Source organism: Dermacoccus sp. Ellin185 (genome assembly GCF_000152185.1).
GTDB classification, from domain to species: Bacteria; Actinomycetota; Actinomycetes; order Actinomycetales; family Dermatophilaceae; genus Dermacoccus; species Dermacoccus nishinomiyaensis.
In genome coordinates, this window is the sequence record NZ_AEIQ01000115.1 from 1 (window position 1) to 26,181 (window position 26,181).

A 26,181-nucleotide genomic window follows, 5' to 3' on the forward strand; every position below is an offset into this window, starting at 1 on the left:
CTTCTTCTTTCCCCTTGTTTGTCAGGGGGCCGCCGCCGCCGGCGTCACCGATGGCGTGCAGCCAGGTCGGCAGGCGCCCGGCGCGCACGTCGTCCGCGTTGACGCCGACCGCGTCGAGACCGACGTCGTCGAGGCGCGGGCGACGGCCGGTGGCGAGCAGGAGTTCGTCGGCGACGATCCGCTCGCTGCCCGATTCATCTCGTTCGACGGTGAGCGTCACCGGCCCGCCGTGCACGCGACCGAGGCCGGTGTCGGCGGCGCCGGCGCGGCTGGCGTCGGTGATTCGGGTGGCGAGGCGGACGTCGACGCCGGCCGTACGCAGCGCGTCGAGGACGGCCGCGCCGGCGAATGGTTCCTGGTCCGTGAGCAGCGCATCACCGCGCACGAGCATCGTGACGCTGCTGCCGAGGGCGCGCATCCACGTCGCGGCTTCGCAGGCGACGACCCCGCCGCCGACGATGACGAGCCGGTCAGGCACCTCGACGACGCCCGTCGCGTCACGCGACCCCCAGGCGTGCAGGTCGGCGAACATCGGCGGGACGACGGGCACCGAACCCGTCGCCAGCACGAGGGCGACGTCCGCTTCGACGACGGTGCTCGCGCCGCCGTCCGAGCTCACGCTCACCGTCTTCTCGCCGATGAGACGCGCGTGGCCGCGCATGACGTCGAGGCCTGCGCCCGTCGCCCAGTCGAGCTGGGAGGTGTCGTCGTAGTGCGAGACCCACGCGTCGCGGCGTGCGAGCAGCGCTGCGACGTCGAGCTCGGCGGGCCGCAGGCCGGGCAGGTGCTCGCTGGTCGCCCTGACGTCGAGCGGGCGCAGCAGCGCCTTGCTCGGCATGCACGCGTAATAGGAGCACTCACCGCCGAGCAGTTCGCCCTCTATCAGCAGGACGCTCAGCCCACCGTCATGGGCGTACTGAGCGACGTTCTCGCCCGTCGGCCCGCCACCGATGACGATGACGTCGACGCGGCGCACGCCGTCAGTGCCGTCAGACTCGGACGGGCGGTGAGGATCGGTGGCCGCGTCCGGACTGTCGACGCGGGGCACGCCGTCAGGACCCTTGGGCTCGGCGGGCATGCGTCCGTCCTTCGCCGTGGTCTCGGGTGCGCCGTGGACGAGGTCGACGTATTCGCGGTGACGCCCGATCCAGCCCTTGATGAACGGGCACAGTGGCAGCACGTCGTGAGTGCCGTCGGCGCGCACGTCGTCGAGCGCGAACCTCGCGACCTGTGAGCCGACGCCCTTGCCCTCGTAGCTCGGATCGACCTCGGTGTGCGTGAACACGATGAGCTGATCGGTGAGTTGATATTCGGCGAACCCGGCGAGGGCGTCACCGTCCCACGCCTCGTAGCGGTTGGCGTCGGTGTTCTTCGTCAACGTCAGGTCGGACACGGCGTTCTCCTTCGATGGGGTCGGGCTGAGCGAGTCATGCGACGGGCGGTCCTCGTTGCGGGGCTGGGCATATGGTCGGCGGGTTCGTCGCGATGCGACGTGTGTCGCGTTCGCGAGCCATCGTCACCCTCCGCCGCGCCCGCGACGGTTACGCGGGCGCAGGCGAACCGGGGGCATGGTCGGCGCGGGGATGCGCTCGACGTCGCCGACATATCCCTCGACCGAGCCGAAACGCTCTGCACCCGCCTCGTATTCGTCGCGCGCGAGGACGATCTCGTCGTGGCTGCGGCCGATGAAGTTCCACCACATCACGATCTCCTCCTCGAACGGCGTGCCGCCGAGCAGGATGACGCGCGCGGGCTCATCACCGACGTCGAGCGTCAGCGTCGCGCGGCCTTCGTCGACGCAGCCGAGGTCGCCGCGTTCGAGGCGCGCGCCGTCGAGGGTGACCGTGCCGGTGTCGACGAGGATGCCGTGCTCGAACCCCTCGTCGACATCGAGGGTGACACGCGCGCCCGCGTCGAGGCGCAATTCGGCGCCGAGCAGCGGCGTGTGCGTGACGATCGGCGAACCGGCGACGCCGCGCAGTTCGCCGATGAAGACGAGCGCCGAACCCTGACCGCTCGGTAGCGGCACGCACTCGGGCGCGTGATGTTCGAACGCGCGGTCGCCGTCGCGGGTCACGTCGGGCAGTGCCACCCAGAGCTGGACGCCGTGCAGCGTCTCGGTGCCGGGCGTCGAGACCTCGGAGTGGACGATGCCGTGGCCGCTCGTCATGAGGTTGACCTCGCCGGGGCGGACGACGGCGTGCGCGCCACCAGAATCATGGTGTTCGATGGCGCCCTCGAACAACCACGAGACCGTCTGCAGCCCGGTGTGGGGGTGCGGCGGCACGTCCATGCCGACGCCGCGTTCCGGGCCGTAGTGGTCGACGAAGCACCACGCCCCGACGAACGAGCGGTCGCGGTGCGGCAGGGTGCGTCGCACCTCGAGGGCACGCAGCCCGCCGAGCGGAACCTGGCGGGGTGAGAGAACCTGAACGACGCCCTCGACGGGGCGTTCTGCGGTGGGCGCCTCGTTCGCCTGGGCGACGATCGCACCTGCAGGGTCGAGTCCACCGGCGGCCCTGACGTCGGCGTCGGCGCCTGACGTGCGGGCACCGACGTCGCGGGTAGTGGTTCCAAGAGCGCCGTCGCGCGGGTATGGCGGGTGGGTGTTGTCGTGAACACCGTCGCCCTGGATGCCGGACGGGTAGGCGCCGGCGCCGGCGTGATGCGTGGCGGTGGTGCGGGCGCCTGTGTCCTGGGTGTCGTCGAGCATTTCAGCGCTCCCTGGTGTCGACCGTCAGCCCCGACGAATGGGGCCCTCATGTCACCCAAGCACCCACGGTGTGCAGGAGCAACAGTCGGCCGATCGTTGTGCACGAAAATCGCAGATGTGGACGAAAATCGCAGTTGGGTCGCTCTGCACCGTTAGGAGGGAGGTCGTGGGAACCGTCGCGCCGCGCAGGCTCGCTATCACTCACTCGCGCGTCGCTCCTGCCAAATCCCCAGCCTGTCATGCCGCAGATGAGTAGGACCCCCGCCGGGCGACTTCGTCGCTGATCCGGCGGGGGTCCTACTCATCTGCGGAGGGCGTGGGATTTGAACCCACGGTTGGTTTCCCAACTCCGGTTTTCAAGACCGGTGCACTCGGCCACTATGCGAGCCCTCCTCGTCGCTGCACCAACCGCGAACACCACGCGCAACGACCCTTCGAGCGCATCGTCATCGACGCTCCCAGCAGGGCCGAACCCAGGCGTCGCACGGCAACCGGGCAACGAGAAACCATCGTAAGGCACTGGCGCGCCAACGCAGATTGGGTAGGCTCGACGGCAAGTTGTCCGTTCACATGAAATGGAGCCACATCATGGGCAAGATCTCCTTCCTCGCCGGCGGCGTCGTCGGCTACGTCCTCGGTACGCGCGCTGGGGAGAAGCGCTACGAGCAGATCAAGAAGCAGGCCGACAAGGCCTGGAGCAACCCTGCCGTGCAGGACAAGGTCACCGCCGCGACGGAGACCGTCAAGGCCAAGGCGCCCGTCGTCGCCGCGGCTGTCGGCCAGAAGGCCGCTGACGTCAGCAAGGACGCAGCGCATGGCGTCGCGAGCAAGGCGTCGGACGCCAAGGACGCGACGACCTCCAAGGCCGCCGACGCGAAGGACGCCGTCTCGTCGAAGACGTCCGGCGGCAAGCACGCTGCGAAGGACGACAGCGACCTGCCCGAGACGATCCACCGCGACTCCAAGGGCGACCTTCACGCCGACACGAGCGGCTTCGGCCCCGGCGGCGAGAAGCTCCCCTGACCCCCACCCACTCGATTCGCCCTGACGCTCGAGGCGCACGACGTGCGACGAACCCCGCGTCAGGCGCGACATCTCGCGGGATTTCGCGTAGATTCGCAGACAGCGCGGCCTAACACAGCCCTTCGGGTGGCTGTCTCGGCCACGACCAGTCGGATAGAACAGGATTGATTCATGAACCGCAGTGACCTCGCCAGCACCATCGCCCAGCGCACCGGCGTCAGCGTCAAGGACGCCACCGCCGTCCTCGCCGGCCTCAACGACGTCATCATCGAGGCCGTCGGCCGCGGTGACAAGATCCAGCTCCCCGGCCTGCTCACGATCGAGCGTGTCGAGCGCGCCGCCCGCACGGGCCGCAACCCGCAGACGGGCGCCGAGATCGAGATCCCGGCCGGCTACGCCGCGAAGGTGACGGCCGGTTCCAAGCTCAAGGCCGCCGCCAAGGGCTGAACTGCCTGATCTGAGACGAAGGGGGGGCCGTTTCACCACATCGGGGTGAAACGGCCCCCTTCGTCATGCCTGGCCGCGCGCCAGTCACCCGACAATGTTGCCCGGCTTTCGGGCAATCGATCCCCAGAAACCCGGGCAACATCGAGGTCAACGCGGGGGCAGTGCACACGATCAGATGTAGACGGCAGGGTCGCTGAACGGGTCGTGCTCGACGGCGGGCACCCGCACCTTCGCGGGCACACCGACGGCGACGCCCGTCGCGGGCACGTCCTTGACGACGACGGCGTTCGCGCCGACCTGAGCGCCATCGCCCACGACGATCGGGCCGAGGATACGAGCGCCCGCGCCCACCGTCACGCCGTCCCCGAGCGTCGGGTGACGCTTGACCTTCGCGAGCGTCCGCCCGCCCAGGTTGACGCCGTTGTAGAGCATGCAGTCGTCGCCGATCTCGCTCGTCTCCCCGATGACGACGCCCATGCCGTGATCGATGAAGAAACGCCGACCGATCGTCGCACCGGGATGGATCTCGACGCCGGTGACGGCCCGCGTCACCTGCGATCCGAGACGCGCCGGCAGCTTCCAGCGGCCGCCGCGCTGCCACATCGCATGCGTGACCCGGTGGCTCCACACAGCGTGCAGACCAGGCGAGGCGAGCGCCATCTCCAACCGCGAACCCCCGGCGGGGTCGCGTGCGAGGGCCGCGTCGACGTCCTCGTTCATCGTCTCCAGCGCAGCCCTTGCACGCGTCAACGGGTTCTTCGCCACCGTCATCTCCTCGAACTCGACTCTCGCCCAACAGCTCTGCTCATCATCGGCGCACCCGCCCGGGGTGCCCGAACGCCGGGGCGCGCGGTGCAGCACCACGCGCCCGGCCGATGAGACGGATGTCAGTCGACGATGCCCTCGAACAGGATCGTCGACAGGTAGCGCTCACCGAAGCTGGGGATGATGACGACGATCGTCTTGCCCTTGTTCTCGGGGCGCGCTGCCACCTGCGAGGCTGCGGCGAGTGCGGCGCCGGACGACAGGCCGACGAGCAGCCCCTCCTGCGTCGCGGCCTTGCGCGCCCATTCGACGGAGGTCTCGGCGTCGATGTCGATGACCTCGTCGTAGATGTCGGTATTGAGGATGTCGGGCACGAAGTTGGCGCCGATGCCCTGGATCTTGTGCGGCCCGGCCTGACCGCCGTTGAGGATCGGCGACTCAGCGGGCTCGACGGCGATCATCTTCACGTCGGGCTTGCGCTCCTTGAGCACCTCGCCGATGCCGGTGATCGTGCCGCCGGTGCCGATGCCGGCGATGACGATGTCGACGGCGCCGTCGGTGTCGCGCCAGATCTCCTCGGCGGTGGTCTTGCGGTGCACCTCGGGGTTGGCCGTGTTCGCGAACTGGCGGGCGAGGACGGCGCCGTCACGCTCGGCGGCGATCTCCTCGGCCTTCGTCACGGCGCCCTTCATGCCCTCGGCGGCGGGGGTGAGGACGAGTTCGGCGCCGAAGCCCTTGAGCAGCGCGCGACGCTCCTTCGACATCGACTCGGGCATCGTCAGCACGACGTCGTAGCCCTTGGCGGCGCCGACCATGGCGAGCGCGATGCCGGTGTTGCCCGAGGTCGCCTCGACGATCGTCCCGGCCGGCTTCAGCTCGCCGGAGGCCTCCGCGGCCTCGACGATCGCCTTGCCGATGCGGTCCTTGACGGAGGCGGCGGGGTTGCTGAACTCGAGCTTCGCCGCGACGGTGACGTCGGGGGCGTCGATGATGCGGTTGATGCGCACGAGCGGCGTGTTGCCGATGGCCTCAGTGACGTTGGCGAGGATGGGCATGAGGGGGGCCTTTCGACGGTGGCGGCGCGTCCAATCTCGCCCCAAGGAGGCGAGCAGACGCGGTGCGATGACTGCTTATGACTTTACCAACTCTGCGTTATCTACGTTTATGCCCACGGGCCAGGCAATAGCACACGTGCTCGTTGACTAATTCGAAATGGACACGACATCGCCCCGCCCCCGGGTTACCGGCCGGTAGCCCCGTCTAGACTGGGGCCCATGTCAGCCCTCCAGATCGTCGCCGCAGTGATCTGCGTCGTCATCACCGTCATCGGCGTCTCGCTGCTCGTGCGCGCCGTGGCACAGATGGTGGCGCGGTTCAAGGTCGGCGCACCCGAAAAGCGCACGGACAACCCCGGTGCGCGAACCGTCACGTTGCTGCGCGAGTTCCTCGGACACACGCGCATGTCCCGCCTGCCGATCGTCGCCGTCGCGCACTGGTTCACGATGATCAGCTTCGGCATCCTGTTCTTCACCCTGGTCACCGCCTACGGCCAGATCTTCAACCCCGACTTCACGCTGCCGATCATCGGAACGTTCGCTCCCTGGGAGTGGCTGACCGAGTTCATGGCGTGGACGGGCTTCCTCGGCATCTGCTGGCTCATCTGGAACCGCCGCAAGAACCACCCGGGCCGTTCGGCCGGCAAGGACGGCCGCAAGTCGCGCTTCTTCGGTTCGTCGTTCTGGCAGGCCTACTACGTCGAGTTCACGATCTTCGGCGTCGGTCTGTGCATCGTCAGCCTGCGCGCGCTCGAGTACGCGCTGGGCCGCGTCGACGGCAGCCACCACGCGAGCGTCCTGCACTTCCCGATGACGTTCTTCCTCGGCAAGCCGTTCGAGTCGATCGGCAAGGACGGCCTCGAGCAGCTCATCGTCGTCATCGCCGCGATCAAGATCCTCATCTCGATGGCGTGGATGATCACGATCTCGCTCAACACGACGATGGGTGTCGCCTGGCACCGCTTCCTCGCGTTCCCGAACATCTGGTTCAAGCGCAACGCGGACGGCCGCACGGCCCTCGGCGCCGCGAAGCCCATGATGGTCGACGGCGAGCCGCTCAAGGACGTCGAGGAGCTCGAGCTCGACGAGGACACCGTCCTGGGTGTCGGCAAGGTCGAGGACTTCACGTGGAAGGGCCTGCTCGACTTCTCCACCTGCACCGAGTGCGGTCGTTGCCAGAGCCAGTGCCCCGCGTGGAACACCGAGAAGCCGCTGTCGCCCAAGCTGCTCATGATGACGCTGCGCGACCACTCCGCCGCGAAGGCGCCGTTCCTGCAGGCCGCTGCGGCCGCGTCCGGGCCCGTCGACGAGAAGGGCCTGCCGACGGTCGCCGACCACTCCGGCGTCGACCTGCTGCGCACGCCGCTCATCGGCTCGACCGGCTACGACATCGCGAACCCGCTGACGGCGTACAACCCGGCCGGCACCACCGCGAACGGTGACGCGGCCGGTGCCATCATCGACGAGGACGTCCTGTGGTCGTGCACGACGTGTGGCGCCTGTGTCGAGCAGTGCCCCGTCGACATCGAGCACGTCGACCACATCGTCGACATGCGTCGCTACCAGACGCTCATCGAGTCCGCGTTCCCGACCGAACTCGCGGGCCTGTTCAAGAACCTCGAGAACAAGTCGAACCCGTGGGGCATGTCGGCGCGGGCTCGCCTCGAGTGGGCCAAGGGCCTGCCGTTCGACGTCAAGGTCATCGGCTCCGACGTCGAATCCGCCGACGAGGTCGAGTGGCTGTTCTGGGTCGGCTGCGCCGGCGCCTACGAGGACCGTGCGAAGAAGACGACGCGCGCCGTCGCCGAGCTGCTGCACACAGCGGGCGTCGACTTCGCCGTCCTCGGTGACGGCGAGAGCTGCACCGGCGACCCGGCACGCCGCGCCGGAAACGAGATCCTCTTCCAGATGCTCGCCGGCCAGAACGTCGCGACGCTCAACGAGGCGAAGGCGAAGAAGATCGTCGTCACGTGTGCGCACTGCTTCAACACGATCAAGAACGAGTACCCGCAGATCGGGGGCGAGTACGAGGTCGTCCACCACACGCAGCTGCTCAACCGTCTCGTGCGCGAGAAGAAGCTGACGCCCGTCGCGGCGCCGGAGGAGTTCGCGCAGCAGCCGAAGGACAAGTCGGGCGCTGCGTCGACGGGCAAGTCGGTCACGTACCACGACCCGTGCTATCTCGGCCGTCACAACCAGGTCTACGCGCCGCCGCGCGAACTCATCGCGTCGCTGCCCGGCGTCGAGTACAAGGAGATGGAACGCTCCGGCGAGAAGTCCTTCTGCTGCGGCGCCGGCGGCGCCCGCATGTGGATGGAGGAGAAGCTCGGTGAGCGCATCAACCTCAACCGTACGAAGGAGGCCGTCGCCACCGGCGCCGACCGCATCGCCATCGGCTGCCCGTTCTGCCGCGTCATGATGACGGACGGCCTCACGGCCGAGCAGAGCGACGGCAACGCGCGCGAAGAGGTCGAGGTCGTCGACGTCGCCAACATGCTGCTCGCCGCGGTGCGTCGCGGTGAGGACACGAAGGCCGTCGACGAGGGCGCGACGCAGACCGTCTGAGCCGCCGCACCCGCCCGTCACGGGCACGAGGGTTGACACCCGGGGCGCTTCGTTCCGCTGAGAGATCAGCGGGACGGGCGCCCCGTTCGTCGTTTCATGGGGCGCCTCGGGCGGGGTTTGTTGAGCGAGGTTCGTTGAGCGGGGTTCGTCCATCCCAGTTCGCCTGCCAGGGTTCCGCTACTCACGCCCCCGCCTCGTGCGTCCAGATGCACCCGGGTGCATCTGGACGACGAGGCGGACCGGCGGCGCGGCCTCGTCATCCACAGGCAGTGACGGCCACGGGCCGTTTCGACGCTCTCGGGAGGGCTGATCCACAGGGTCGCGGCGCCCGGGCTGCGCGGGGGCGACGCAGGGACCTAGCGTCGCCGTCATGAGCACTCTCGGAGACGACATCCGGGCGCAGCAGCGGCGAGCCGACCTGCTCTCGAGCGACCTCGCACAGTCCGCCACGGATCTGCGCACGACCATCACGACGACGCAGTGGACGTCCGGTGCGGCCGACCATTGCCGCAGCGTCCTCACCTCGTTCGCCCGCGACCTCGACGCCTGCGGTGACGACGCGGCGTCGTTCGCGACCGACATCGGCCGGCACGCCGCATCGGTCGAATCGCATCAGACCAGCGTGACCAACGTCGTCATGGCGCCGATCGATCTCGCGCGCGATGGCCTGTCGAAGGTGGGCAAGGCCCTGCACCGCGACGAGAGCGAGGGTCCGTACGACTACTCCCACTACGGCGACTGGCGGGGATGACGATGACGCAGCCGTTCCTGCTCGTGCGAGCCCGTGCCGGGCAACACACGTCGTTGCTCGAGGTCACCTTCGCTGACGGGTTGTTCCGCCTCGCGAGCACCCGGGGCGCGAGCGTCCACGCCGCCGAGGACGTCGTCAGCGCCGTGCTACAGCTCGTCGTCGACGCCCCGCCCGACGCCGACGCCGACCTCGTCGTCATCGGCTGTCTGGACGAGGTCGCGACACCTTGCCTCATCGCAGCGCGCCGAGGCGGCGAGTGGTGCGACGTCGGGTTCGACGACGCAACACGCGACTGGTTCGACGTTCGCGCCGAGGTCGTGGCGGCACTCGTCGGCCTCCATGCGCAATCGGGCGCGCCGAGCGGCTGCCTCGCGGCTGGCGACGCCCAGGATGAGATGCGTCCCGACGCCGGATGGGAGCACGCCGCATGAGAGTCGACCCGCCCAGCTCGTCGGTGACAGGCACCGTCATCGCTAAGAAGAGCGCCGGCCCGAGCGCCGTCGACGCCAACCTCGCTGATCTGCGCACCCTCGCCGCCGCGCTGACGACGGCGCACGGTGACGCGAGCAGCGCTTCCACCACGAGCCTGTCGATCGGCTGGGGCCTGCCGTTCACCGGGGATGCCCTCTCCCCTGGCACGGCCACGACATGCGCCACGGCGTCACTCGATCTGGCGGCCACCCTGACGGCCACGGCGCTGCGCGCGCAGTTGCTCAGCACTCTCGTGAGCGCCTCGCTCGACGCCTACGAGCTCGCCGAAGCCTGCGCCGTCGCCCACATGAAAACAGCCATCGCGACGTACTCGCTGACGGTGACTCTGGCGAAGATCTCGATGCGCCAATGGACCGGCAACGCGCCCTCGCCCGATACGACCGCGATGATCGTCGGTGACGTCGTCGCCATCATCGACGCGAGACTGCCGGGTTCGTACGAGGAGAATGTCGCCGGCATCAACATCGGCCTCGTGCGTGCGCTGGGCACTCCGAACCCCGTCACCACCTCGATCGTCAGCGGGCCCGATGCGCCCCGGCCCGCACCCGCAGTGCGCAGCGTCGGCCAGAGCATGGGACGCATCGACGATCTGTACGAGAACGGCAACGACTCCGCCCACATCCAGGTGCAGCGCGTCGTCGACCCGGCCACTGGCCAGGGCCGCTGGATCGCGATGATCCCCGGCACCGCGACGTTCTCCTGGAACGCCCGCACGCCACTCGACGGCTCCGGCAACGTTGCCGCCGCGGCGGGTCTCGTCAGCGGTGGCGAAGTCGCCGTCCGGGATGCCTTGCGCGATGCGATGCAGCGTGAGGGCGTGCTCGGCAAGGGCGAGCCGGTCATGCTCGTGGGTCACTCGCAGGGCGGCATGGTGATGACGAACCTCGCGCGCCGTCGCTCCGACGGTCTCAACGTCACCCACGTCACGACGTACGGTTCGCCGGTCGGGGCCGCCAAGCTCCCCGCGGGGGTGCGTACGCTCAACATCGAGAACTCGGCTGATTTCATCCATCGCATCGACGGGCGGGCCACCGGTGACGGCGACCCTGGACGCGTCCGACTCGTCATCGACGACCCGACGTCGGCGGTGACCGCGAAGGGTTCGACGAGCATCATCGAGCCGCACTCGCACGAGAAGTATCGGTGGAACTACGAGGCCGTCATGGGTCAGGAACGCGGACGCCCCGGCCCGCCGAGCGCCGCCGTCGACTTCGAGACCAGCGCGGCGCCGTTCTTCGAGGGCGAGGCTCGCACCTACCGGTACGACGCCTCGCGCGAGCCCGGCGTCGAAGCAACGCAGAACGCCGTCACGCCGACGCTGACGTGCACGTCGGAGACGACGCACAAGCCGTCACCGACGCCGAACTTCGGCGTCGGCCCCGCCGGGCAGTACCGGGTGACCTCGCCATGACCGCGCCCCTCCGCGATTACTGTCCCCACCGGCGATTTTCGTCTGCAGTCGCGGGGCCGCTGCCGGTGCGCCGTCAGGGCCTGGAGGCCGGGCTGACGGTTTCGTCCCCGGCGCTCTACGTCTCGACGTTCTCCACACCGGTTGCGGGGATGGCGCGGTCGCCGTCACCCGGGGCGGCACCGTCGAGCAAGTGGTCGATGAGGAACCGCGACGTCTCACGGTGCCAGCGCGGCGCGCCCCACAGCATCGCGTGCCAGCCCGGCATCGAGACGAAGCGGGCGTCGCCCCCGAGGGCCGCGACGTCGTCGATGAGCTTCTTCGTCGCGACGGGGTTGGTCACGGTGTCGCGTCGGCCGTGGATGCCGAGCAGCGGGATGGTGCGGAACGTCGCGGGCTCGGACGCTTCTGCCGCCCACGGCGCGAGCGCCACGACGGCGGCGACGTCCTCGCTGCTCGCGATGTCGAGCGCGACCCGCCCACCCATCGAGTGGCCGGCGATGGCGATCGGCACGCCCGGGTAGCGATCGCGCAGCTCGCCGAGAGCCCAGCGTGTGTCCTCGACGGCCGGCTTCTCCGGCTCGTTCCACCCACGGACGGCGAGGCGCAGCGTCGCACCCCCGATTCGGCCGTGGCTACGACGCTCGACGTCGCGCGCGAACGGCACGATGCGCAGGTAGGCGGGGTCACCGCGACGCATCCGCAGGTGACCTTCGACGTCGCCTCCGTGGACGAACAGCACGATCGCCTCGGGGTGACGCACGCGCGGCATCGTCAGCAACGGACTCGCGACGACGGCCGCACCACCGCGCTTCGTCGTCGCCGGACGCTGTGGCGCCTCCACGCTCAGGGGGGCGTCGACGGCAGCCGAACCGTCTTGCGCGGGAGCGTCAGGAGCGGCGGCACCCCCGGCGCCGGCCCGCCCGCCGTCGCGGTCCGCCCTGCCGTCATCCTGCTCGTCCCCGTCGTCCTCACCCTCAGGACGATGCACGTGCGGCATGGGCGTCGGCGGGTTGGTGGACGCCAGCACGTCGGACTCGCGACGCGTCGTTGCGGCACGCTGCGGTGCCCTCACGGCGTCGGCGTCGTCATCGACGGTGACACCGTCGAGCGCCTCGTCGCCGAGTTCGTCGTCGCGCAGCAGCGCATCGGCGGCGTCGGCGGCGAGGCCGACCACTTTGTCGCCGAGGGAGGTCTCGTCGACGGGGGTGGCTTCACCGTCCGGTACGCGCGGAGAATCTGCTTGCCCCGGGGCGACCTCGACCTCGAGCTCGGAGCCGAGACGACGGCTGAGCTCGACGGCCGCGCGCGCCGGCAGCGACGTGACGTCGTCGTCGCTCTCGTCGGCCATCGTCAGACGTCGGTGCGGTGGAAGGAGGAGAAACTGCGGCTCGCGGTGGGGCCGCGCTGGCCCTGGTAGTGCGAGCCGTATTCGGAGCTGCCGTAAGGGTGTTCGGCGGGGGACGTCAGCTGGAAGAAGCACAGCTGGCCAATCTTCATGCCCGGCCACAGCTTGATGGGCAGCGTCGCGACGTTGCTCAACTCGAGCGTCACGTGGCCGGAGAAACCGGGGTCGACGAAGCCCGCCGTCGCGTGCGTCAGCAATCCGAGGCGACCAAGCGACGACTTGCCCTCGACACGAGCGGCGACGTCATCGGGCAGCGTGATCTGCTCGTAGGTCGAGCCGAGGACGAACTCGCCGGGGTGCAGGATGAACGGCTCGGACGCGTCGACCTCGACGAGGCGCGTCAGTTCCGGCTGCTCGGCGGCGGGGTCGATGAAGGGGTACTTGTGGTTGTCGAACAACCGGAAGAACTTGTCGAGGCGCACGTCGATGCTCGACGGCTGGATCATCGACGGTTCGTACGGGTCGAGCACGACCCGGCCGGAATCGATCTGGCTCTTGATGTCACGGTCCGAAAGCAGCACACGGCTACGGTAATCGACGCGCGTCTGCCGCGGCCCCGCTCTCACTCATCGGCGCCGTCGGTGGCGAGAGACCGACACACCGTCCGTCATGACATGCACGTACGGCGCGGACGCGCTAGAGTACGAGGCGCTTGATCGACGCGCCGGACGTTCACCAGGACGGGCGCCGGACAGGCAAGAACCCCGCCGTGGCGGGGCTCGCGAGTGTAGTTCAATGGTAGAACATCAGCTTCCCAAGCTGAATACGCGAGTTCGATTCTCGTCACTCGCTCCAAGCATGTGAAAGGGGCCGGATCCGATGGGATCCGGCCCCTTTCGTCATTCTTGCTCGGCCTCGCCGGGACGCGAGGTCGGCTGTGGCTCCTTCGAGCACTGCGCACACCGCCCCAGCAGCGCCCCGTGCTCGGCGTCGAGCGTGAACCCCGTCAGCTCCTTGATTCTTGCGGCGAGTGGCGCGAACTCGGCCACGTCGACGTCGACGAAGCGCCCGCACGTGTCGCACTGCAGGTGCGCGTGGGCGTGAGGCTCGGCCACGTGCCCGGTGACCTCGTGCCCGGCGGCATCGCCCTCCCCCGAGTCCCCATCCGATGCACCAACATCGGCCTTCGCCCCCTCACGCGCCACGTCGGCCGCCAGGTGGTAGATCGTCGCGCCGCCCGGAACGTGGGTGTGCGTGACGATGTCAGCGTCGACGAGAGCCTGCAGCGAGCGGTAGATCGTCGCGCGGTGGATACCCGGTTCGACCTCGTCGACGAGCGCCGCGACGGCGTCGGCGTCGATGTGACCCGGTTCGCGGCTCAACACGTCGAGGACGGCTCGTCGTCCAGGCGTCACGCGTTCTCCGCGCGCCCGCAGTCGCGCTAGCGCTGCGTCGCGGCGTGTTTCGCTCGGGATCGCGCCCGCGGGCACGTCAGCGTTCGCTGCAGCACCACGTGCGTCAGGGCTTCGAGGGGTCATGCCTCCATCGTCCGGGCTCCCCACCGGCGAGGCAAACCGAGCACTCAGCACAACCTCACGTACTCATGAGTAGACTTACCGGCGAGTAGCGCCTGGACCATCGCGCTGCACCCCTACCGATCTCGGAGGACATCTTGTCTCACTACAAGAGCAACGTTCGCGACCTTGAGTTCAACCTCTTCGAGGTCTTCAACCGTCAGGACGTGCTGGGCACCGGCATCTACGAGGACGTCGACGTCGACGTCGCGAAGGACATCATCGGCCAGGTCGCGAAGCTCGCCGAGGGTGACCTCGCGGCGAGCCTCATCGACTCCGACCGCAACCCCCCGGTCTACGACCCGGAGACCAAGTCGGTCACGATGCCGGAGTCGTTCAAGAAGTCGTACAAGTCGTACATCGACGCCGGCTGGGGCATGCTCGACGCCCCCGTCGAGCTCGACGGCATGAAGGTACCGCCGTCCGTGCGCTGGTCGCTCGCCGAACTCGTCTGCGGCGCCAACCCGGCCGTCCACATGTTCTCCGCGAGCTACGCGTTCGCGTCGCTGCTGTACTTCATGGGCAACGACGAGCAGAAGAAGCTCGCCAAGCACATCGTCGACGGTGGCTGGCACTGCACGATGGTGCTGACCGAGCCCGACGCCGGTTCTGACGTCGGCGCCGGCCGCACGAAGGCCACGCAGAACGACGACGGTACGTGGAACATCACGGGCGTCAAGCGCTTCATCACCTCGGCCGAGTCGGACATGGTCGACAACGTCGTCCACTTCGTCCTCGCCCGCCCTGAGGGCGCCGGCCCCGGCACGAAGGGCCTCAGCCTGTTCATCGTCCCGAAGTTCCACGTCGACCTCGAGACGGGTGAGCTCGGCGAGCGCAACGGCGCATACGTGACGAACGTCGAGGACAAGATGGGCCTCAAGGTCTCCACGACCTGCGAGGTGACGTTCGGTGACGGTGCACCCGCCGTCGGCACGCTGCTCGGCGACGTCCACGACGGCATCGCACAGATGTTCAAGGTCATCGAGAACGCCCGCATGTTCGTCGGCACGAAGGCGATCGCGACGCTGTCGACCGGCTACCTCAACGCGCTCGAGTACGCCAAGGAGCGCGTCCAGGGTGCCGACATGACGACGCCGCAGAAGGACGCGCCGCGCGTCACGATCACGCACCACCCGGACGTGCGCCGCAGCCTCATGCTGCAGAAGGCCTACGCCGAGGGTCTGCGTTCGCTCGTCATGTACACCGCGTGCCAGCAGGACGTCGTCGACCAGGCGACGAAGGGCAACCCGGCCGCCGAGCTCGAGGAGGGCAGCCCCGCCGAGATGGCGGCGCGCCTCAACGACCTGCTGCTGCCCATCGTCAAGGGCGTCGGTTCGGAGCGCGCGTGGGTGTTGCTCGGCACCGAGTCGCTGCAGACGTACGGCGGGTCGGGCTTCCTCAAGGAGTACCCGCTCGAGCAGTACGTGCGTGACGCAAAGATCGACACGCTCTACGAAGGCACGACGGCCATCCAGGGCCTCGACTTCTTCTTCCGCAAGATCGTCAAGGATCAGGGTGTCGCCCTCGGCATGCTGCAGAAGGAGATCGAGACGACGATCGGCCAGGCTCCCGAGGCCCTCAAGCGTGAGGCGGGTCTGCTCGCGCAGGCCGCGACAGACCTCAAGGACATGGGTGAGTTCATGTTCGGAGCCGCGATGGGTTCGCTCGAGAAGCCGGCCGAGGCGTACAAGATCGGCCTGACGTCCACGCGTCTGCTGCTCGCTGCGGGCGACGTCGTCATCGGCTGGCTGCTGCTGCGGGCCGCCATCGTCGCGCAGGCCCGCCTCGAGGCGGGCGACGCCGGCAAGGACACCGACTTCTACACCGGCAAGGTTGCCGCGGCGCAGTTCTTCGCGCGCACCGTGCTGCCGCGCATGGCGTCGGAGAAGGCCATCACCATCGCCGAGGACGGCTCGCTCATGGACGTCCCGGAGAGCGCTTTCTGATCTGACCTCACCGGTCTCGACCAGAACCGCTGCGGCCCGGCTCCCTCACGAAGGGAGCCGGGCCGCAGCGATTCCGCGACGCCCCACATGACGCGTAGACGCACGATGTGGGGAGGCGCACCGCGACCCACTCGGTGCGCAACTGCAGCGAATGGGGGCGCGCGTCAGGCGTCGATCGCCGCCACCGCGTGACGCGCGATGGCAAGCTCTTCGTTCGTCGGGACGACGCACACGGTCACAGGCGATCCTGCCGCGGAGATGATGCGCGCGTCATGATCGTCGGCGCTGTTGGCGACTGCGTCGAACGTCACGCCGAGCCACCCGAGACGGCGACACACGGCCTCGCGGATGGCGGCGTTGTTCTCGCCGACGCCGGCGGTGAACGTGATGACGTCGACGCCCTCGAGCGCCGCCGCGTACGCGCCGATGTACTTGACGAGCCGGTGCACGTAGACGTCGAATGCGAGCTGCGCCGTCTCGTCACCGTCGTCGACGCGCCGCATGAGGTCGCGGAAGTCGCCTGACCCCGTCAGCCCGAGGATGCCCGACTTCTTGTTGAGCAGCGTGTCGATCTCGTCGACGCCGAGCCCCGCGACACGGTTGAGGTGCAGGACGACGGCCGGGTCCATGTCGCCACCACGCGTGCCCATGACGAGGCCCTCGAGCGGCGTCATGCCCATCGACGTGTCGACGGCGCGGCCCCCGTCGATCGCCGAGATCGACGCGCCGTTGCCGAGATGGCAGATGATCTGCTTGAACCCCTCGACGGGACGTTCGAGAAACTGTGCGACCCGCGCCGAGACGTACTCGTGCGACGTGCCGTGGAAGCCGTAGCGACGGATGGCGTGCTCCTTCGCGAGCTTCGCGTCGATCGCGTAGGTGTACGCGGAGGCGGGCAACGTCGAGAAGAACCCGGTGTCGAACACGGCGACCTGCGGCAGGTCGGGAAAGATGCGCCGAGCCGCCTCGATGCCGAGCGCGTGCGCCGGATTGTGCAGCGGCGCAAGGGTTCCGAGGCGTTTGATCTCGTCGAGCACGTAGTCGGTGATCATCTCGGGGCCCGTGAAGTTGCGCCCGCCGTGCACGACGCGGTGACCCACGACGACGACGTCCGCGTCCTCGATCGGCAACCCCGTCTCGGCCATGACCTTCGTCATCTCCTCGAGGGCGACGCCGTGGTCGGCCATGTCGACGTCGTGCGTCGTCTTCTCGCTGCGGTACTCGTGCGTGATCGTGCCGCCCGAGTCGCCGACGCGCTCGGCGAGGCCCTTGACGACGAACTCCCCCGTCACCGGGTCGACGATCTGGTACTTGAGCGAACTCGACCCCGCGTTGATGACGAGGACGTTGCCGGCCCCGCCGTCCCGCTCGCTGCTCGGCGCCTGCGCCACGTCGTTCATGCCTTCTCCTCCTGCGCCTGCACGGCCGTGATGGCGATGGTGTTGACGATGTCCTCGACGAGCGCGCCGCGCGACAGGTCGTTGACGGGCTTGTTGAGCCCCTGCAGCACCGGGCCCATGGCGACGGCACCCGCCGAGCGCTGCACGGCCTTGTACGTGTTGTTGCCGGTGTTGAGGTCGGGGAAGATCAACACCGTCGCGCGCCCTGCGACGGGCGAGTCGGGCATCTTCGACTTCGCGACGCTCGGTTCGACGGCCGCGTCGTACTGGATCGGCCCGTCGACGGCGAGTTCCGGCGCGCGCTCGTGCACGAGTTCGGTTGCGGCCCGCACCTTCTCGACGTCGGCGCCGCTGCCGGAGGTGCCCGTCGAGTACGACAGCATCGCGACGCGCGGCTCGATGCCGAACGCCGACGCCGTCTTCGCCGAACTGATCGCGATGTCGGCGAGTTGCTCGGCGTTCGGGTCGGGGTTGACGGCGCAGTCACCGTAGACGAGCACCTGATCGGCGAGCGCCATGAGGAACACGGAGCTGACGATGTCCGCGTCGGGGGCTGTCTTGATGATCTCGAAGCTCGGCTTGATCGTGTGGGCCGTCGTGTGCGCGGCGCCGCTCACCATGCCGTCGGCGAGCCCGAGGTGCACCATCATCGTGCCGAAGTACGACACATCCTGCACCGTCTCGCGGGCCAGCTCGATCGTCACGCCCTTCTTCTTGCGGATCTCGGCGTACTCGGCGGCGAACTTCTCGACGAGCTCCTCGTCGTGCGGGGAGACGATCGAGGCGGACGAGATGTCGAGGCCGTTGCTGCTCGCGAGCGCCTTGATCTGCGTCTCGTCACCGAGGATCGTCAGTTGCGCGATGCCGCCGCGCAGCACCTCGTCGGCAGCCTTGAGGATGCGCAGATCGTCACCCTCGGGCAGGACGATGTGCTTGCGGGCGCTGCGCGCGCGATCGAGCAGACGGTGGCCGAACATCAGTGGCGTGACGGCGGCCGCCTCGTCGATGTCGATGGCGGCGAGGAGGCCGTCGGCGTCGATGGCTTCGCCGAACGCACGCAGCGCCGTCTGCTTCTTCACGACACTGCCGGAGCTGAGGGCGCTGCGCGTGCGCGCCAGGGCTGCCGTCGTCTCGAAGGTGCCCGAATCTGTCACGAGGATCGGCACGTCGAGCTTCGTGCCGTCGAGCAGCTGCTGCACGCTCTCCGGCGGGCGATAACCGCCCGTCAGGACGATGGCGGCGAGCCCGGGGAACGTGCCGGACTGATGCGCGAGGACGAGCCCGGGCAGGATGTCGTAGCGGTCGCCGGGGGCGATGACGGTGACGTCCTCGACGAGGCGCGTCAGCACGTTCGGCAGTGACATCGCAGCGACGACGAACCCGCGCGACTCGCGCTGCAGCCACTCAGGATTGCCGCGCCACAGCTCGGCGCCGGCGGCTTCTGCGAGCGCCGCGACGGTGGGTGCGACGAGCAACGGAACCTCGGGAATGACGCCGGCGACGGGCACGGACGCCGTCTCGGCGTCCTTCGTCAGTGCGAGGCGGATGCCGGTGACGTCACCGCTCGTGGCGCGGTTGACGACGATCGCGACGGGCGTTGCGTGCCTCGCGCGCAACTGCTCGCAACCCATGACGGCGACCTGCGCGATCTGCTCGGGGGTGCGCTCGCGCCCGTGGACGACGAGGACGACGGGCGCGCCGAGGTTCGCGGCGACCATGGCGTTGATCTCGGCTTCGCGGCCGGTCGAGACGTCCGCGAAGTCGCTGCCGAGCACCATGACGAGATCGGCGTCGGCGGACACCTCGTCAAAACGGGCCAGGATCGTTGCGAGCGAGCCCGACTCGTCATCGTGCATCTGGTCGTAGGTGACGCCGAGCGCGTCCTCGTAGGCCTGGTCGACGGCCGGGTGCGACAGCAGCAGGTCGACGACCTTGTCGCGGGAGCTGGTGGCGACGGGCCGGAAGATCGCGATGCGCCCGGCCTGGCGCGAGAGGAGGTCGAGCAGCCCGTAGGCCACGGTGGACTTGCCGGTTTCACCTTCGGCTGAGGTGACGAAGACACTGCGCGTCATGGTTTCCACCCTAGGCGAGAGCGGTGACAACCCGCCCGCGACCTTGGTCCTGTGCGTCGGGCGACGCGTCCGCCTGAGTCAGCCGTGCGGCGGTACCGAACACCACACCCGACGAATGTGGAGAAAATCGCAGGTGTGCGGAAGCTGTCAACCTGATTGGAGTCACGTGGGGTTGAGTTGGGTGATTTCGGGTGTTGTGGCGGCGATGGGGCGCCGGCCTCGGTAGCGTTCGGGGTTCGCGGCGTACTGCGCATCCAGGACGGCTTGGCGTTCGGTGTGGACATCGACCCAGGTGCCGGTGTGGACCTGTTCGGGCGTGAACCCGGCCAGTGAGCTGTGGTGATGACGCGTGTTGTAATCGTGCACGACGTGCTCGGCCCACTCGCGCGCGTGTTCAACACTGGTGAACTGGCTCGGGTAGTCGGGACGGTACTTCTCGGTCTTGAAGTAGGACTCGATGTGCGGGTTGTCGTTCGACACGCGCGGACGATTCCGGCTCGCGCTGATCCCAGCATGACGGTAGAAGTCGGCCAGCAGTACCGACTTCATCGCCGGCCCACCATCGGAATGCACGATCCGCGGGTGAACACCCTCACGTTCTGTCGCGGCCTGGAACAACGCGACCGCGAGTTCGTCGGACTCATCTGTCTCGACGCTGCTGGCGATGATCGTGCGGCTGAACGCGTCGATGATCGTGTACTGCTGATACCAGACCCCCGTGTATGGCCCGGGAAGTTTCGTGATGTCCCAGCACCACACCTCGTTCGGTGCGGACGCCTCCCACTGCGGCATCGCGACCGTGCGCCGCGTACGGCGTCGACGCACCGGCCGTGGCCCGTGCAAGCCACGCGCGCACAGCATCCACGTCGACAAAGACGCCACCGGCCGCCCCGCATCGAACGCGTCGTAGAACGACTGCTCCACGCTGCGCTGCTCGTGCCAACCGTCACGGATCGCGGACACGATCTGGGCGCGCTCCTCAGAGCTGAGCGCGCACGGCTGATACCGCTCGGTGTGCGCGATCGGGTCCGCGACGCGAGCGCGTGGATGGTGACGGTAGTGCCACGTCGAGGTCGCCACACCGATGATCTTCAACGCTTCACGCTGGGAATAGCCGGCCGCGACATGCTCGGCGACCAGGGTGTTCTCCGCTTCGAGGAACGCCGCATGGCGGGCGGCATCGGCCTCGTTCAGGACTCGGGCGTGGGCTCCTGCGGCGCGTTCAACTCGTGCAAGAGCCCGATAGCTTTTCCCAGCGCCTCGTTCGATGCCTCCAGCCGCGCAACCTGCTCAGCATGCGTCTGCGCCTCCCGCGCGCGGGCTGCGCGTTCGGCGGCGAGTTCTTGTTCCACGCGCGCCAAACGCGCGCCGTCAGCAACTGTCATGTGTGAAGTATCGCGGGGCACGAGGTCTCGTTCGAGGTCTCCGAAGTAGAACGCTTTGCGCCACGTCATGATCTGATGACGCGACACACCCTGCTCGAGCAACCACGCCGCTTTCGTGCCATGCGGCAACGCCACATACTGCTGCACCAACGCGGTCTTCTCTTCCGCAGTCCATCTGCGCATACCCACCTCCTGAGTGACTCACACCCAGGCTGACAGTCAGGGGTGGACAGGAATCGCAGATGGGTCAGGGGTTCGCGGCGAGCGCAGCCAGGCGGCGCAGCGCGAACTCGTAGCCCTGGACACCACACCCGACGATGACGGCCACCGCCTTGTCGCTCAAGTACGAGTGGTGCCGAAACGCCTCGCGCGCATGGACGTTCGAGATGTGCACCTCGACGAACGGCGCCTCGACACTCGCGAGAGCATCCCGGATGGCGACACTCGTGTGCGTGTACGCCCCCGCGTTGATGACGATGCCCGCGCTGTCGTGACGGATGCGCTGGATCTCGTCGACGAGCGCCCCCTCGTGGTTGCTCTGGAAGCACTCGACGCCGAACCCCAGCTCGTCACCGACCCGCGCGGCGAGCGTCTCGACGTCAGCGAGGGTGTCGGCGCCGTAGATCGACGGTTCGCGCTCACCGAGCAGGTTGAGGTTCGGGCCGTTGAGGACGTGCAGCGTGCGAGTCATGGGCCCATTGTCGTCGGGTTCGGGCGACGGATCCAGGTGGTGCCTCGGTGGTGGTTCCGCGACGCCTCGGGCATCCGTCACACCGCGTCCGCGCTACGCCCCGTGCTGCGGTGACCGAGCGCCCCCACCGTCACGACGAGCAAGCCCATCGCGACGGCAACGATGACGAATACCGGTGTACTGCCGTGGTCTTCGAGCACCGGCAGCAGGATGAACGGCAAGAACGCCGTGACGAGCTTGCTCAACGAGTACGCCGCGCCGGCAGCCGTGCCACGGATCGCCGTCGGGTACGAATCGGCGAGATACACGTGGTACGCGTTCGAGAACAGGTTCGACGCGCACGAGTACAGGAAGCCGGCGGCGATGATCTGAGCCGTCGACGACGCGAATCCGAACCACAGGCCGAAGATCGCCATGAGCGTCGCCGTCGCCATGACGAGGTACTTGCGCTCGATGCGCTCGACGATCGGCACGGCCAGCAGCGACCCGAGCGGGTAGCCGAGGTAGCTGAGCGCGACGAACAGCAGCGAGCTCGTGACGCTGTAGCCCTTCGCGACGAGGACGAGCGGCGCCACTGTCCCGAAGCCGTAGTAGCCGAACACCTCGAGGGCCGACAGCAGCCACAACATGATCGTGCGCTTCGTGTACGGCGCCTTGAACAGCGACGCCATCGAGACCTGACGGGACGCGACGGGCGTGAGCGACGCGTCCGGCTCGGCGAGGGTGTGGCCCTCGGCGCGCGCGGCGTCCTCGAACTCGCGGGTGATCGCGTCGGCCTCGTCGTGACGGCCCTGCGCCTCGAGCCAGCGTGGCGACTCGGGCAACCCGGTACGCACGGCCCACACGACGATCGAGCCGATCGCGCCGAAGACGAACAGCCAGCGCCACCCGTCGATGCCGAACGGCGTCATCGGCACGAGCCAGCGCGCGAGGAAGCCGACCGTCGGCACCCCGAGGAAGCTGATCGTGTACGCCCACGAGATGAACTGCCCGCGCTTGTTCTTCGGCAGGATGTCGGACAGGTAGGAGTCGCCGAGCGCGTACTCGCCGCCGATGCCGATGCCCGCGAAGAACCGCGTGATGACGAGCCACGCCGCGTTCGGGCTGAACGCGCCCGCGAGCGAGAACGCCGAGTAGAGCGCGAGGTTGACCATGAACGCCTTGCGCCGCCCGATGCGGTCGGCGAGGCGCCCCATGAACAGCGCCCCGATGAACTGCCCGATGAACGCCGACGCGAGCACCCACTTGAGCACGTCGCCCTTCAGCGCGAAGTCTTCCTTCAGCACCGCTGCGATCGTCGAGGCGAGAAAATTCTCGTACGCGTCGAAGAACAACCCGAGGCCGATGACGCCCGTGGCGAGCAGATGCTTGCGTGTGATCGGCAGCCGGTCGAGGCGTGCGGCGACCGACGTCCCCGTCGCGGGTGCCACCGACGCATTGGGCAGCGATGCTTCTGTCATCGCGGCAGCCTAGCCGCGGTGAGACTCGCGCACTAGGTTGAGGTCGGACAGCGATACACGGCATGCGGTCGGCTCGGGCCGACCGCATGGCGGTGGCGACGGACGGACGATGCTCGGCCGCCACACCCACGTGACGAGAGGACACCCGAATGCAGCGCGAATCCCGCGACGCTCACATCCGCCGCTACTACGAGGTCGTCGACGCCGGCGACGTCGAGGGCGTGCTCGACATCTTCACCGACGACGCCACCTACTGCCGCCCCGGATACGAACCCATGGCCGGCCGCGAGGCGCTGCGGGCGTTCTACTCGGGCGATCGCGTCATCGAATCGGGGCGCCACAGCGTCACGTCACTGCTCATCGACGGCGACGAGGCGTTCGTGCGCGGCGAGTTCAACGGGGTGCTCAAGGACGGCAGCGACGCGCACCTCGAGTTCGCCGACTTCTTCCGCTTCGGCGCCGGCGATCGCATCGCCTACCGCCAGACGTACTTCTACGCTCCGCTCGTCTGACGCCCGGGGGGGCACGCTTCGAAGGGGTGCTGACGTCACGTCGGCGGAGCATCGATCACTCGACGTGCTTAACACCGCCCACGCGGGCGCACTGCCTGAGAGCGGCAACCCCGCATCGCCGAGTTGCAGCTCCCGGGGCCGGCAAGAGCAGACGTGATCGTCAGACGCCGCGCAGGTCGAGCGTCAGCGTGCGGGGGCCGTCGCCGGTGATGACGAGGGGGATGCCCCAATCCTGTTGGTAAAGATGGCAGGCGGCGTGCTCGGGCACCTCGCCGGTGTCGGGGTCGCCGTCGCAGGCGGCTGCGCGGACGCTGACGTGCAGGATGGCCGAGCCGACGCTCTCGTCGATCGTCAGCGTGCGCGTGAGCCCCTGCTGCTTGCCCGCTCCGTCGCGGAGGAACGCCTCGGGAGAGCTGCTCACCTGCAGCATCGTCGGGTCGCCGTAACGGTGGTCGAGTTTCTGCCCCGCCGGCGGCGTGAACGTGACGACGAGTTCCACTGCGCCCGAGGCGATCTCGCTCGGCGGGCGCTGCGTCTGCTGCGCATCGCCCTCGATGCGTTGCGCTTCGGCGGTCAGCGCCACCGGCGTCAGACGATGGGCGTTCGACTCGACGACGAGCAGGTGTGCATCAGCGTCCACCTCCCCCGGGACGACGATGACGTCGCTCGGTTCGGCCAGGCCCGTGGCGAGCGTCGTCACCTCGCCGCTCGACGGGTCGAAGCGCCGAATCGCGCCGTTGTACGTGTCGGCGACGGCGACGGATCCGTCGGGTAGTTCCGTGACACCGAGGGGATGCTGCAGCAGCGCCGCGTCAGCCGCGCCGTCGACGTGGCCGAAGTCGAACAACCCTTGCCCGACGTGGGTCGTCACCTCGAAACCCTCGTCGCTCACGCTGAGGCTGCGCAAGGCACTCGTCTCGGAGTCGGCGACCCAGACGTGTGAGCCGTCCGCGCTCGTCGCGAGACCGCTGGGCTGCGCGAACCAGGCGTCGTGGGCGGCGCCGTCGCGGATCCCCTCGTTGCTCGTGCCTGCGAGCACGGCGACGGTGTTGAGCTCGGGGCTCTCGCCCAGATGCAGCGCCCACAGCTGGTGCGTGCCCGCCATGGCGATGATGACGCGGTCGTGCCACCACGCGAGATCCCACGGCGTCGACAGCGCCTGACGCAGCGCCGGGCCGCCGCCGTCACGTTCGCGCAGCTGCTCGCCTGTGCCCGCGACGGTGCGAATCCGCCCGTCACTCAACCGAATCGCCTTGATCTCGTGGTTGACGCTGTCCGCGACGAGCAGGTCGTCGCCGGTGCGTGCGCGAGCCTCTTCGGGAAGGAGCAACAGCCCCTGTGGTTCGTTGAACACCCCCGGGCCGCCGTAGCGCGCGAGCTCCGTCTCGCCGTCCTCGGCGAGGTGCACGACCTGGTGGTGCGCGGTGTCGCTGACGAAGAAACCCCCGCTCGTCAGGTGCTCCCCGGCACCCGCGGAAGAGGCGGCGTCGTCCGCGCTCTGACGGCCCGTGGGCTGCGCCTGCACCGGGCGCGCCGGCGCGGTGATGACCTTTCCCGGGAAACGCAGCAACGTCTCGGGGGCAGGCGGCGCGACGTACGGACCGTCACCGCGACGCAGCGTCCCCTTGGTCGTGTGCTCGGCGATGAGGTCGTCGATGAGCACGCTCAATCCGTGCGCGTGTCCTTCACCGGACATCGACGCGACGATGTAGCCCTCCGGGTCGAGGACGACGAGCGTCGGCCACGCGCGCGCCGCGTACGCCTGCCACGTCGTGAGGTCGGGGTCGTCGAGGACGGGGTGGTGCACCGCGTACCGCTCGACGGCGGCTTCGAGGGCATCGCGATCGGCCTCGTGCTCGAACTTCGGCGAGTGCACGCCGATGAGGACGAGCTGGTCGCCGTATTTCTCCTCGAGCGGGCGCAATTCATCGAGCACGTGGAGACAGTTGATGCAGCAGAACGTCCAGAAGTCGAGGACGACGACCTTGCCGCGCAGGCTCGTCAGCGTGATGTCGGCGCCGCCGGTGTTGAGCCAGCCCCGCCCCGTCAGTTCCGGCGCCCGAAGTTTCATGACCGCTACCCTACGCGCCCGATCTTGCGTCACGAACGCATGCAATACCGCGCGTTCACGACGCAAGATCAGCGGCTACACCGGCCAAGGCTGACTCACGTCGCCGATCAACACCTGACGCTTGAGCTTGGGCAGCAGCCGCAGGGCGTGCATCATCGCCTCGGACCGCGCCATTCGTCGTTGCGCCACCATGCTGAGGACGGCCGCCGCCGCACGATCACTGCGCGGCCATGACGCCAACCGCGCAGGCCTGCCAGCATCACCGCCTCTCGCCGTCAGCCCAGGCGGAATTGCCGGCGTTGAGCACGGCGGCCAAGATGGGTGATCGTTCGTCTCACCACCCAGCTGCGAGCACGTGCACCGCCTGTGTCCCGTGCACGCGGAATCGCCCCGCGACCACGTGCGTCCGGATCTGATGACGCGTGATGCCCAGCTGACGTAGTTGCCCCCGCGACACCACCCCGAACATTTCGACGCCAGTTCGCAGGCGTCAACGTGGGTCG

The 26,181-nt window shown here is 68.6% G+C and carries 22 protein-coding genes and 2 tRNA genes; 9 read left to right on the forward strand and 15 right to left on the reverse strand.

Going from position 1 to position 26,181, the window contains the following annotated elements; translation table 11 throughout:
- The 3 genes from HMPREF0321_RS12485 to HMPREF0321_RS12495 all read right to left on the reverse strand — a co-directional run.
- The coding region (locus tag HMPREF0321_RS12485) for a GNAT family N-acetyltransferase (RefSeq protein WP_006947083.1) at positions 1-1,393 on the reverse strand (1,393 nt) is incomplete at its 3' end.
- A 123-nt stretch (positions 1,394-1,516) separates the two neighbouring features.
- A complete protein-coding gene (locus tag HMPREF0321_RS12490) occupies positions 1,517-2,713 on the reverse strand; it encodes a pirin family protein (protein WP_006946936.1) in 1,197 nt (398 codons plus the stop codon).
- 308 nt (positions 2,714-3,021) lie between these two features.
- A tRNA-Ser gene (locus HMPREF0321_RS12495) sits at positions 3,022-3,106 on the reverse strand.
- 195 nt (positions 3,107-3,301) lie between these two features.
- Between HMPREF0321_RS12495 and HMPREF0321_RS16175 the strand changes: the two genes are divergently transcribed.
- Together HMPREF0321_RS16175 and HMPREF0321_RS12505 are read left to right on the forward strand one after the other, a co-directional pair.
- Entirely contained in the window at positions 3,302-3,736 is a 435-nt protein-coding gene (locus tag HMPREF0321_RS16175; protein ID WP_006946922.1) for a hypothetical protein, read from the forward strand.
- Between the two features lie 171 nt (positions 3,737-3,907).
- Entirely contained in the window at positions 3,908-4,183 is a 276-nt protein-coding gene (locus HMPREF0321_RS12505) for an HU family DNA-binding protein (protein WP_006947090.1), read from the forward strand.
- Positions 4,184-4,354: 171 nt separating this feature from the next.
- Here the strand turns inward: HMPREF0321_RS12505 and epsC are convergent, their stop codons facing one another.
- Positions 4,355-4,954, reverse strand: a complete 600-nt coding sequence (gene epsC / locus HMPREF0321_RS12510) for a serine O-acetyltransferase EpsC (protein WP_050786596.1) — start codon at positions 4,952-4,954, stop codon at positions 4,355-4,357.
- Positions 4,955-5,070: 116 nt separating this feature from the next.
- Positions 5,071-6,003, reverse strand: a complete 933-nt coding sequence (gene cysK, locus HMPREF0321_RS12515) for a cysteine synthase A (protein ID WP_006946929.1) — start codon at positions 6,001-6,003, stop codon at positions 5,071-5,073.
- 219 nt (positions 6,004-6,222) lie between these two features.
- Here cysK and HMPREF0321_RS12520 point away from each other — a divergent pair, with 219 nt between their 5' ends.
- The 4 genes from HMPREF0321_RS12520 (at position 6,223) to HMPREF0321_RS12535 (ending at position 11,222) form a co-directional block, all read left to right on the forward strand.
- Complete coding sequence (locus HMPREF0321_RS12520) at positions 6,223-8,568, forward strand: (Fe-S)-binding protein (protein ID WP_006947058.1); 2,346 nt, start codon at positions 6,223-6,225, stop codon at positions 8,566-8,568.
- 370 nt (positions 8,569-8,938) lie between these two features.
- On the forward strand, positions 8,939-9,319 hold the full coding sequence (locus HMPREF0321_RS12525) for a hypothetical protein (protein WP_040015042.1): 381 nt from the start codon (positions 8,939-8,941) through the stop codon (positions 9,317-9,319).
- Positions 9,316-9,750: a hypothetical protein gene (locus HMPREF0321_RS12530; RefSeq protein ID WP_006947121.1), complete on the forward strand. Its 435-nt coding sequence runs from the start codon at positions 9,316-9,318 to the stop codon at positions 9,748-9,750. The genes HMPREF0321_RS12525 and HMPREF0321_RS12530 overlap by 4 nt, the downstream gene beginning before the upstream one ends.
- Positions 9,747-11,222, forward strand: coding sequence for a hypothetical protein (locus HMPREF0321_RS12535; RefSeq protein ID WP_131940421.1), 1,476 nt, complete (start codon positions 9,747-9,749; stop codon positions 11,220-11,222). The genes HMPREF0321_RS12530 and HMPREF0321_RS12535 overlap by 4 nt, the downstream gene beginning before the upstream one ends.
- 115 nt (positions 11,223-11,337) lie before the next feature.
- Here the strand turns inward: HMPREF0321_RS12535 and HMPREF0321_RS16825 are convergent, their stop codons facing one another.
- Together HMPREF0321_RS16825 and dcd are read right to left on the reverse strand one after the other, a co-directional pair.
- On the reverse strand, positions 11,338-12,570 hold the full coding sequence (locus tag HMPREF0321_RS16825) for an alpha/beta hydrolase (RefSeq protein ID WP_006947111.1): 1,233 nt from the start codon (positions 12,568-12,570) through the stop codon (positions 11,338-11,340).
- 2 nt (positions 12,571-12,572) lie between these two features.
- The gene (gene dcd / locus HMPREF0321_RS12545; RefSeq protein ID WP_006947114.1) at positions 12,573-13,148 is read right to left on the reverse strand and encodes a dCTP deaminase; all 576 of its coding nucleotides are present in this window, start codon (positions 13,146-13,148) and stop codon (positions 12,573-12,575) included.
- 200 nt (positions 13,149-13,348) lie between these two features.
- Between dcd and HMPREF0321_RS12550 the strand changes: the two genes are divergently transcribed.
- Positions 13,349-13,422, forward strand: a tRNA-Gly gene (locus tag HMPREF0321_RS12550).
- Positions 13,423-13,466: 44 nt separating this feature from the next.
- Here HMPREF0321_RS12550 and HMPREF0321_RS12555 read toward each other — a convergent pair.
- Entirely contained in the window at positions 13,467-13,982 is a 516-nt protein-coding gene (locus HMPREF0321_RS12555; RefSeq protein ID WP_254653998.1) for a Fur family transcriptional regulator, read from the reverse strand.
- Positions 13,983-14,239: 257 nt separating this feature from the next.
- Here HMPREF0321_RS12555 and HMPREF0321_RS12560 point away from each other — a divergent pair, with 257 nt between their 5' ends.
- A complete protein-coding gene (locus tag HMPREF0321_RS12560) occupies positions 14,240-16,087 on the forward strand; it encodes an acyl-CoA dehydrogenase (protein WP_006946982.1) in 1,848 nt (615 codons plus the stop codon).
- A gap of 164 nt (positions 16,088-16,251) precedes the next feature.
- Here HMPREF0321_RS12560 and HMPREF0321_RS12565 read toward each other — a convergent pair whose 3' ends face one another.
- The 6 genes from HMPREF0321_RS12565 to HMPREF0321_RS12590 all read right to left on the reverse strand — a co-directional run bounded on the left by HMPREF0321_RS12565 (position 16,252) and on the right by HMPREF0321_RS12590 (position 23,095).
- Positions 16,252-17,487 (reverse strand): acetate/propionate family kinase, encoded by a 1,236-nt coding sequence (locus HMPREF0321_RS12565; RefSeq protein WP_006947118.1) that lies wholly within the window; start codon positions 17,485-17,487, stop codon positions 16,252-16,254.
- Complete coding sequence (gene pta / locus HMPREF0321_RS12570; protein ID WP_006947093.1) at positions 17,484-19,559, reverse strand: phosphate acetyltransferase; 2,076 nt, start codon at positions 19,557-19,559, stop codon at positions 17,484-17,486. Before pta ends, HMPREF0321_RS12565 begins: the two co-directional genes overlap by 4 nt.
- Before the next feature lie 162 nt (positions 19,560-19,721).
- The gene (locus HMPREF0321_RS12575; protein ID WP_006946973.1) at positions 19,722-20,654 is read right to left on the reverse strand and encodes a DDE-type integrase/transposase/recombinase; all 933 of its coding nucleotides are present in this window, start codon (positions 20,652-20,654) and stop codon (positions 19,722-19,724) included.
- 95 nt (positions 20,655-20,749) lie between these two features.
- Positions 20,750-21,094 (reverse strand): hypothetical protein, encoded by a 345-nt coding sequence (locus HMPREF0321_RS12580; protein ID WP_136788130.1) that lies wholly within the window; start codon positions 21,092-21,094, stop codon positions 20,750-20,752.
- 97 nt (positions 21,095-21,191) lie between these two features.
- Positions 21,192-21,635: a type II 3-dehydroquinate dehydratase gene (gene aroQ / locus HMPREF0321_RS12585; RefSeq protein ID WP_006946921.1), complete on the reverse strand. Its 444-nt coding sequence runs from the start codon at positions 21,633-21,635 to the stop codon at positions 21,192-21,194.
- Positions 21,636-21,712: 77 nt separating this feature from the next.
- On the reverse strand, positions 21,713-23,095 hold the full coding sequence (locus HMPREF0321_RS12590) for an MFS transporter (protein ID WP_006946954.1): 1,383 nt from the start codon (positions 23,093-23,095) through the stop codon (positions 21,713-21,715).
- A gap of 149 nt (positions 23,096-23,244) precedes the next feature.
- Between HMPREF0321_RS12590 and HMPREF0321_RS12595 the strand changes: the two genes are divergently transcribed.
- The gene (locus HMPREF0321_RS12595) at positions 23,245-23,607 is read left to right on the forward strand and encodes a nuclear transport factor 2 family protein (RefSeq protein ID WP_006946988.1); all 363 of its coding nucleotides are present in this window, start codon (positions 23,245-23,247) and stop codon (positions 23,605-23,607) included.
- A 160-nt stretch (positions 23,608-23,767) separates the two neighbouring features.
- Here HMPREF0321_RS12595 and HMPREF0321_RS12600 read toward each other — a convergent pair whose 3' ends face one another.
- Positions 23,768-25,678, reverse strand: coding sequence for an NHL domain-containing thioredoxin family protein (locus tag HMPREF0321_RS12600; RefSeq protein ID WP_040015046.1), 1,911 nt, complete (start codon positions 25,676-25,678; stop codon positions 23,768-23,770).
- Positions 25,679-26,181: the final 503 nt, after the last annotated feature.

Excerpts from the sequence above, each read along its gene's own strand:
- cysK (WP_006946929.1), bottom strand. The coding sequence starts at position 6,003 with ATGCCCATCCTCGCCAACGTCACTGAGGCCATCGGCAACACGCCGCTC.
- pta (WP_006947093.1), bottom strand. The coding sequence starts at position 19,559 with ATGACGCGCAGTGTCTTCGTCACCTCAGCCGAAGGTGAAACCGGCAAG.
- HMPREF0321_RS12520 (WP_006947058.1), top strand. The coding sequence starts at position 6,223 with ATGTCAGCCCTCCAGATCGTCGCCGCAGTGATCTGCGTCGTCATCACC.
- HMPREF0321_RS12565 (WP_006947118.1), bottom strand. The coding sequence starts at position 17,487 with ATGAACGACGTGGCGCAGGCGCCGAGCAGCGAGCGGGACGGCGGGGCC.
- HMPREF0321_RS16825 (WP_006947111.1), bottom strand. The coding sequence starts at position 12,570 with ATGGCCGACGAGAGCGACGACGACGTCACGTCGCTGCCGGCGCGCGCG.
- HMPREF0321_RS12530 (WP_006947121.1), top strand. The coding sequence starts at position 9,316 with ATGACGATGACGCAGCCGTTCCTGCTCGTGCGAGCCCGTGCCGGGCAA.
- HMPREF0321_RS12505 (WP_006947090.1), top strand. The coding sequence starts at position 3,908 with ATGAACCGCAGTGACCTCGCCAGCACCATCGCCCAGCGCACCGGCGTC.
- HMPREF0321_RS12535 (WP_131940421.1), top strand. The coding sequence starts at position 9,747 with ATGAGAGTCGACCCGCCCAGCTCGTCGGTGACAGGCACCGTCATCGCT.
- HMPREF0321_RS16175 (WP_006946922.1), top strand. The coding sequence starts at position 3,302 with ATGGGCAAGATCTCCTTCCTCGCCGGCGGCGTCGTCGGCTACGTCCTC.
- HMPREF0321_RS12595 (WP_006946988.1), top strand. The coding sequence starts at position 23,245 with ATGCAGCGCGAATCCCGCGACGCTCACATCCGCCGCTACTACGAGGTC.
- HMPREF0321_RS12600 (WP_040015046.1), bottom strand. The coding sequence starts at position 25,678 with ATGAAACTTCGGGCGCCGGAACTGACGGGGCGGGGCTGGCTCAACACC.
- epsC (WP_050786596.1), bottom strand. The coding sequence starts at position 4,954 with ATGACGGTGGCGAAGAACCCGTTGACGCGTGCAAGGGCTGCGCTGGAG.
- HMPREF0321_RS12525 (WP_040015042.1), top strand. The coding sequence starts at position 8,939 with ATGAGCACTCTCGGAGACGACATCCGGGCGCAGCAGCGGCGAGCCGAC.
- HMPREF0321_RS12590 (WP_006946954.1), bottom strand. The coding sequence starts at position 23,095 with ATGACAGAAGCATCGCTGCCCAATGCGTCGGTGGCACCCGCGACGGGG.
- HMPREF0321_RS12490 (WP_006946936.1), bottom strand. The coding sequence starts at position 2,713 with ATGCTCGACGACACCCAGGACACAGGCGCCCGCACCACCGCCACGCAT.
- aroQ (WP_006946921.1), bottom strand. The coding sequence starts at position 21,635 with ATGACTCGCACGCTGCACGTCCTCAACGGCCCGAACCTCAACCTGCTC.